The sequence below is a fragment of the Aquiflexum sp. genome (assembly GCF_041751335.1).
Classification (GTDB): domain Bacteria; phylum Bacteroidota; class Bacteroidia; order Cytophagales; family Cyclobacteriaceae; genus Aquiflexum.
This window is the reverse complement of sequence record NZ_JBGSXS010000309.1, coordinates 25460-32678: the sequence shown is the minus strand read 5'-3', so window position 1 is coordinate 32678 and position 7219 is coordinate 25460. Positions and strand designations below refer to the sequence as shown.

Sequence of the window (7219 nt, the reverse complement as noted above, 5' to 3'; positions counted from 1 at the left end):
GATGGGGACAGTCCGGCTAAACTGTCCATGAAGATCTTTGGCCAATACTTTGATACCGCCTTCTTCATCGAGTTTTTTATTCGACCATTTTGTCTTGGAGTAAAGCTCTTTTAAAGGCTTTTCCCAAACTTTGTGAATTTCACCCTGAAAATGAAAGTCATCTTCCAAAGTAAAACCCTCATTGAGAATTTCTTCCTCAGAAATTTCCTCTCTTTCCGTAAATAACATGTCCAACTGACTTTCCAAAAAATTCTTACCGAACCCAATTTTCAATTTGAAAATATGACTGTAAGGAGGTGGAATTACTCCTGAATCATATTCAATTTCTAATCGGGTTAGGTCTTCAGTTTTTAGATGCATGTATTTAAATGATTTGAATAATGGAATGCAATAACGATTAAAAGTAGCTTTTTTTATTAATAGTTCAATAGTAGGTTGATTTGTAGGAGACAACCCATTCTATATTACTGATATCTAGTTTGTTAAGAATTATTATTTTTATTTTTAACTTCTTTATTTTATTTAACCAGGTTTGAAAATAATACCTTTGAAGGATATTTTATTTTTTCATCCTCTTGTTTTTTTGGATGTGAAAGGAAAACAGAAACTGTCATCATTGTTCAAAATCTCAAAGCTGTAGAAGTTGCATAAGAGACCATTCCAATTTATATAGATTTTGTGGGAAAGGTGTACGGAAAGGCTGATATTCCAATCCCTGCAAGGGTGGATGGGTTAATTGAGAAAATCCACTTCAATGAAGGATTGAGGGTCAATAAAGGTCAGTTGCTTTATATTGACCACTGCAAACTGACGCACTCACCCTTTCAGCACCATATACTTCTTCAGATCGGAATGAAGGATTTCTTCCAGTTCACGTTCATTTCCTTTACTGGTTTCTGTAAAGAGGAAACCGAATACACCAAATTTTTCCATATTCACTTTTCTGACATGTAATGGGTTCTCAAAATCCTTTGCAATGGCTTCAAAATCAAAACATTCAATATCTTCTTGGGCCACATCAGTTTGATTATCCAGAAGAATTAAACTGTACTTTTTGTCTTCTCTTTTTTCAAATACTTTCTCCCAATCAGGCCTTTTTGAATTGAAAAAATATTCATAGGAATTGATGCCATAGGAAAACCAAGTCAGGTCAGCTGTAGTACACCATCCACCAAATCGCATGGGGTTTACTTCTATAGGATTGATTTTTCCGGGTTCACTTTCCCGGAATTCAATATGCAACGGAAAATTTCTAAGATCGATCCTTGAACCGATCATAAGGAGAAAATCCATGATGGGTTGGTAAAGTCTGTCAATAACCTCCTTCGAACTTGAGTATACCCTGTCGCTGACGTCATACTCCGAAGTAAAGACATGATGAAGTACATTTAAAATTACCGGTTCTCCATTTTCATTAAAGTAACAGTCAAATGCATATTCCTCCCCACGGATATATTCTTCAATGATAAAATCCGTGTTGCTTACCACTTCTTTGGGATAAAGGGATTTAGTTTTTTCAATCTGCTTCTCGATTTTGCTGACAATGGACGGCCAATCTTCAGGCCTATCCACTTTGTGCACAGCAATACTGAAAAACCCAACAGCAGGCTTGATTATAAAAGGAAATTTGAACCCAGTGATATCTAAATTTACCAATTCTGACAAAGTCGCTGATCTGAAAAAATAATCAGGGTAGGCTTCTTGAATCAGCTTTCTAAATTTGAATTTGTTTTTAAAGATCTCGATCTTTTCGGGAAGAGTTGTCCCTTTCAGGTTTTGCTGTATCCATGCAATGCTGTTTTCCGAATTGGTATAAACGGGGCTCATTGGATTTGACTTGAACCAGGCTATGGCATCTTCATCACTGATCAAATTGGCATTTCTTCCATGAAGGATTTTTTTGGCTTCTTTAGTAGCAACAACTGGGAATTGATTTTTAACGACGGTGTCTATCAGAAAGTCTGATGTGTAGGGGTAATCCAAAAGAATCATAAACAGTGTTTTTCAATCGCGAAGATAGAATCATCTTAGATTGATGTTCATATTATTTTTACCTGCGGTAACTTTAAATGCTGCTTTGGCAAATGATGGTGGTCCAAAAGTTCCCATCGCATCATTTGAAAACCCATAGCCATCTCTTGGAATACCAAAAGCGTTGGTTCTCAACTTCCCCGTATTCTGACTGTCATGAAATACAGAAAGGGCATAAGTACCTTCCGGGATATTATCAAAAACAGTAATGGCCTTATTTCCTGAAATTTTAACAGATGCACTTTTGAATGCTTTGTCAGGATCGTCAGGAAAGCCGGAATCACCTTTAAAAAGCAAAACCCTGACTACGCCTTGTTCATTTTTCACGTTGGTCACTGTCAGTGTCAGAGAATTTGAATTTTGGTCAAAAACCATAGTTCCCACAAGTAAAGAAAGTATAAAAAGTAATTTCATAATAATAATTTTATGGTTTCTAATCGATTTATTTTTCCGGACTCAGTTCTTACAAATTTGTCGAATACAAAAACCTCTTTGGGTACAAGATAATTTATAAGATTTGCTCTTAGGTCATTTCGAAAGGATTTTATTTTGGATGCTTCAATTAATTCACCTTCAAGGATAAGCAACAACCTTTGACCAAGTTTTTCATCTTTTTTCCCAAAAACGAAAAATGATATTTCTCCGAAATGATTTAAAATAAAGGGTGACAATTGTGGTTCCAATATCTCAGGTTGAATTTTTATTCCCCCTGAATTAATGGTAAAGTCAGACCTGCCAACCCATTTGAATTGACTCTTATTCAACAAAACAACAATATCATTTGTTTGGAGTTTTTCCTCAGAAGCCATAGCTGCTGAGATCCATAGACGTCCATCCTCATCAGTGCCAATGCTGACACCCCTAAGGGTCTCAAATACCAATTCATCTTTTGTGATAGGAGCAAGGGCAATATGGGATACTGTTTCGGTCATTCCAAAAGTTTGGTAAGCATTGATATGTTCTTCAACGATTTTATCTTTCAATGAGGTTGAACTTGGCGCACCGCCAATAATCAATAAGCCTATATTTTTTAATTTCTTGATAGTTACTTCATCTGACAAGCATGCCTGCACTTGTAACGGTACCATGGCGGCAAAATCAATGCGAGATTCAATCCAAAGCTCCTCTAATGGATTCTCTTTGGGTTTTACAAAAACCAAATTAGCATTCCATTCCATGGCCCGGACAAACATCATTTTACCTGCAATCATATCGGTGTTTAGGCAACAAAGCAATGTTGACTCGGAGTCAATTTTCAAATAAGCTTTGGTTGCTTCAGCAGAAATCTCCATTTGCAGGCGGTTGACAAAGATTTTTTTAGGCTTCCCAGTGGACCCTGAAGTTTTTAATTCAAATTCTTCTACTCCGTTTAGCCATTGTTTGCAAAATAAAAATGCCTGATGCAGATAGGAATCATCTTCATTCCATTGTCCGTTTTTGATTTGGTCAAAAGTGTACTCCTTATTTTCTAGAATGATTTTTCCCATGGCTTTTCAAGACCTTACTCCAATATTCAACAAATTTCCCATAAGCCTGTTATCTTGCGGTTAAAATTTAAACAAAATATTATCATGACGATAAACTGGATAACAGCCAAAGAATATCAGGATATAACCTATAAAAAATGTGATGGTGTTGCAAGGATAGCTTTCAATCGGCCTGAGGTACGCAATGCCTTCCGACCGCGAACCACGAGCGAATTGTATGATGCTTTTTATGATGCGCAGGAGGATACCTCGATTGGTGTGGTTTTGCTATCTGCTGAAGGGCCATCTCCAAAAGACGGTGTTTATTCTTTTTGCTCGGGAGGAGACCAAAAAGCGAGGGGGCATCAAGGATATGTTGGTGAAGACGGGATGCACCGGTTGAATATCCTTGAAGTCCAAAGATTGATACGCTTTATGCCAAAAGTAGTCATCGCAGTGGTTCCAGGTTGGGCGGTAGGAGGAGGACATAGTCTTCATGTAGTCTGTGACTTGACGTTGGCAAGTAAAGAGCATGCGATATTTAAACAGACTGATGCAGATGTTACCAGCTTTGATGGGGGATATGGGTCAGCTTATTTGGCAAAGATGGTTGGACAGAAAAAGGCGCGGGAGATTTTCTTTTTGGGTAGGAATTATTCCGCACAGGAAGCAGCCGATATGGGTATGGTAAATGCAGTGATTCCACACGCTGAACTTGAAGATACTGCCTATCAATGGGCACAGGAAATTTTGGAAAAATCCCCAACTTCCATCAAAATGTTGAAATTTGCCATGAACCTGACAGATGACGGAATGGTAGGGCAACAGGTGTTTGCAGGCGAAGCTACGCGATTGGCATACATGACCGAGGAGGCCAAAGAAGGTAGGAATGCTTTCCTTGAGAAGAGGAAGCCTAACTTCAAGGATATCAAGTGGATGCCATAATTTGATTCAAGTTGATTTGAATATCCCATTCAACATCAAAATGTTTATATCAAAAATAGCCAGGTCCTGACCTAACTTTACATTTATTGGTTTGGTTTTATTAAAAAACGTCTAAGGTTTTTACAAGCTCAACTTCGGACTTCCATAAAAACCTATTTTAACAATGGAATAAAAAAGCATCAATCAAATATTCCCCCTAATTTCAAACCCATGAAACACCTAGAAACTTCCTACACTAGCCACGATGGTATCAAGCTTTACTTACAGGCTTGGATGCCTGAGAAAACCGATGCTTCAATATTGTTAGTCCACGGATTGGGCGAGCACAGTAGTCGATATGCACACTTTGCCAAGAAATTGGTAGATAGGAATATTGCTGTTTTCACTTTTGATGGAAGAGGTCATGGCAAATCTTCATTGCCCAAACCAACTGCCTACGTTTCGGATTATAAAGACTATCTCAAGGATATCGATGCCCTGTTTGGCAAAGTAAAAAATTATGTCCCAGAAGCTCCTGCATTTATTTTTGGACACAGTATGGGCGGGGGAATGGTAGCAGCTTACGCGCTCAATTATCAACCTCAAGCAAAGGGAATAATTTTGAGTGCTCCTGCTTTGAAACCTGATGTAAATGTGTCAAAATTATTGATAGCGGGTGCTTCTATTTTAAGTACTCTTGTCCCCAATATGAAAGTTTTAAAGATTGAAAGTGAAATGATTTCCCATGATCCGGCAGAAGTAAAAAAATACAAGGAAGACCCCTTGAATTACCAAGAGAGTATACCTGCTAGGACAGGTTACCAATTATTGAAAATGATCAGGGAAATTCAATCAAAGTCAGGTCAATTTCAATATCCTGTATTATTGCTTCATGGCACCGGAGACCAACTGACCAACCCAAAAGGAACGGAGGAATTTTTAAAGAATATTACATCCAAAGATGCCACCTTCCGCCGATATCCCGATCTTTATCATGAACTGATAAATGAATATGAAAAAGAGGAGATAATGGAAGAAATTTTGAAGTGGATTTTGGAGAGGATTTAGTTTTCAATCAAGCAATAGAAGCGTTTTGTTTTCTGCTTTTTGAGACGATTAAATGATAAATAGATTGTTCCTCTTTAGGGTAGGAATCGCAACTAAAACAGTTGGATATAGGACAGTACCTTTCCCGGGAATCAGTTCGTGAGGAAATCAAAAATCGATTCAATTTTTAGGAGGATTTGGAAGTCCGATATTCTCTTCGTGCCAGGCATGAGGAAATAGAACTGTTAGAATATATTGTTAGAAATTTTGGGCAGAAGAAGACAAAGGAAATCTTTGATAGTATCGAAAAGACATTAGACCAAATTTCGGAATCGCCCCAAATGTACCGTGCATCTAACAGGCAGAGTGGTTTAAGTAAGTGAGTTTTCAGTAAGCAAACGAGTATTTATTACCGTATAAAAGAAGACCATATTGAGGTGGTGAGTTTCAGACCGAACCGCAAAAACCCAAAGGATTTTAAAGTATAAGCGTCACTTAATACTTTTAAGTTTATTGACTTCTAAAATCCAAAATCTAAATTCTACCTTCTAAAATCTAAAATCATCCCCCTCACTTGACTACCAAAAGCGGCACATGCGTATGATAGGCCATTTCCAGACTTGTGCTTTTGTTGAAAAGATACTCAAAAAAAGATTTGTTTTTAGAAAACATGACCAACATCGCACCTGAATTTTGATTTAGGTACTGCTCAATCCCTTTATTGACTTCTTTCGAATCAAGGACCGTAAAGCTGATGTTCTGGTCAGGGTATTTCTCTTTCAGGAAAACTTCTAATCCTTTGAATTCTATTTCTTTTTCGAAGTTCTCTTCTGTTTTTATATGAAAAAATTCATAAGGCAATTTTAAATCCCGGGTTATAGCAAACATCTTTTTAAAATACTTCTCATCTTCATTTTCCAGTTCAAGTGCAACTGAGATTTTATTTTCTTTACCCCAATCTGATTCTGATGGTATAGCGAGGACCGGAACTTTGGATTCTTTGATGACATGTCCTGTATTGGAACCCATCAATGCTTTTTTGATACCACTTGCCCCTTGGGTTCCCATTACAATCAGATCATATTCCTCCCTGAGGGCAATTGATGTAACTGCTGTAGCAACTGTTCCCTGAATGATCTTAAAATCAAATTTAAGTCCCTCTTCCCTTCCTTTGTTGGCAGCTTTTTTCAATTCTCTTTTCGCATCCAGTTCTATTTGGCCAATGATTTCGGTAGCTTGGGATGCAAAATCATACACTGCATAAAATGCATAGAATAAAGTGATCGAGGCATTTTTATTTTTGGCTAATTTTTTGGCAAACTCCAATGCGTTGTTGGCGTTTTCAGAGAAATCGGTGGGAACGAGGATTTTCATGTCAATGGTATTTTAGGTTTTTAAACTCTTTTCAAATTACATATTGGGTTCTAAATTTTGTCTTTTATATCTTAAAATTTCGATACTGATCATCTTTTCAGCAATACTAAGCTACAAGAAAAATTGAATCTATTTCCTGATTTAAATCAGGTTACCATTAGACTTTTGTTCCTTTTAGTCTGATAATTTTTCACGGTTTAAAGATAAACATCATCCCGTAATGTAACATCCGTCACATTTTCGGATGTTTTGTTTGAGTAATTTTGGATTCAAGAATAAAAAGCTCTTCATGATAGAACTATTTCTAAGTCTATTTACCCTTGGAGTTTTAACGCTTGCTTATGGATTCAATTTGAGCGATTGATTAAACCTGCTGA

The 7219-nt window shown here is 37.1% G+C and carries 6 protein-coding genes and 1 pseudogene; 2 read left to right on the top strand and 5 right to left on the bottom strand.

Translation table 11 applies throughout. From position 1 onward, the window contains the following. The 4 genes and pseudogenes from ACEW8U_RS17565 to ACEW8U_RS17550 form a co-directional block, all read right to left on the bottom strand. Window positions 1-360 (bottom strand): annotated as a pseudogene (locus ACEW8U_RS17565) (hypothetical protein); the annotation flags it as partial. Between the two features lie 456 nt (window positions 361-816). Next, window positions 817-1992: an ATP-grasp domain-containing protein gene (locus ACEW8U_RS17560; RefSeq protein WP_373523362.1), complete on the bottom strand. Its 1176-nt coding sequence runs from the start codon at window positions 1990-1992 to the stop codon at window positions 817-819. Window positions 1993-2022: 30 nt separating this feature from the next. After that, window positions 2023-2445: a DUF2141 domain-containing protein gene (locus ACEW8U_RS17555; protein WP_373523361.1), complete on the bottom strand. Its 423-nt coding sequence runs from the start codon at window positions 2443-2445 to the stop codon at window positions 2023-2025. Then, window positions 2442-3518, bottom strand: a complete 1077-nt coding sequence (locus ACEW8U_RS17550; protein WP_373523360.1) for an AMP-binding protein — start codon at window positions 3516-3518, stop codon at window positions 2442-2444. The genes ACEW8U_RS17555 and ACEW8U_RS17550 overlap by 4 nt, the downstream gene beginning before the upstream one ends. A gap of 84 nt (window positions 3519-3602) precedes the next feature. Between ACEW8U_RS17550 and ACEW8U_RS17545 the strand changes: the two genes are divergently transcribed. Together ACEW8U_RS17545 and ACEW8U_RS17540 are read left to right on the top strand one after the other, a co-directional pair. After that, window positions 3603-4442, top strand: a complete 840-nt coding sequence (locus tag ACEW8U_RS17545; protein ID WP_373523359.1) for a 1,4-dihydroxy-2-naphthoyl-CoA synthase — start codon at window positions 3603-3605, stop codon at window positions 4440-4442. Between the two features lie 210 nt (window positions 4443-4652). After that, window positions 4653-5489: a lysophospholipase gene (locus ACEW8U_RS17540; RefSeq protein ID WP_373523358.1), complete on the top strand. Its 837-nt coding sequence runs from the start codon at window positions 4653-4655 to the stop codon at window positions 5487-5489. A 549-nt stretch (window positions 5490-6038) separates the two neighbouring features. Here the strand turns inward: ACEW8U_RS17540 and ACEW8U_RS17535 are convergent. Then, entirely contained in the window at window positions 6039-6842 is an 804-nt protein-coding gene (locus ACEW8U_RS17535; RefSeq protein ID WP_373523357.1) for a universal stress protein, read from the bottom strand. Between the last annotated feature and the right edge of the window lie 377 nt (window positions 6843-7219).

Excerpts from the sequence above, each read along its gene's own strand:
- ACEW8U_RS17560 (WP_373523362.1), bottom strand. The coding sequence starts at position 1,992 with ATGATTCTTTTGGATTACCCCTACACATCAGACTTTCTGATAGACACC.
- ACEW8U_RS17555 (WP_373523361.1), bottom strand. The coding sequence starts at position 2,445 with ATGAAATTACTTTTTATACTTTCTTTACTTGTGGGAACTATGGTTTTT.
- ACEW8U_RS17550 (WP_373523360.1), bottom strand. The coding sequence starts at position 3,518 with ATGGGAAAAATCATTCTAGAAAATAAGGAGTACACTTTTGACCAAATC.
- ACEW8U_RS17545 (WP_373523359.1), top strand. The coding sequence starts at position 3,603 with ATGACGATAAACTGGATAACAGCCAAAGAATATCAGGATATAACCTAT.
- ACEW8U_RS17540 (WP_373523358.1), top strand. The coding sequence starts at position 4,653 with ATGAAACACCTAGAAACTTCCTACACTAGCCACGATGGTATCAAGCTT.
- ACEW8U_RS17535 (WP_373523357.1), bottom strand. The coding sequence starts at position 6,842 with ATGAAAATCCTCGTTCCCACCGATTTCTCTGAAAACGCCAACAACGCA.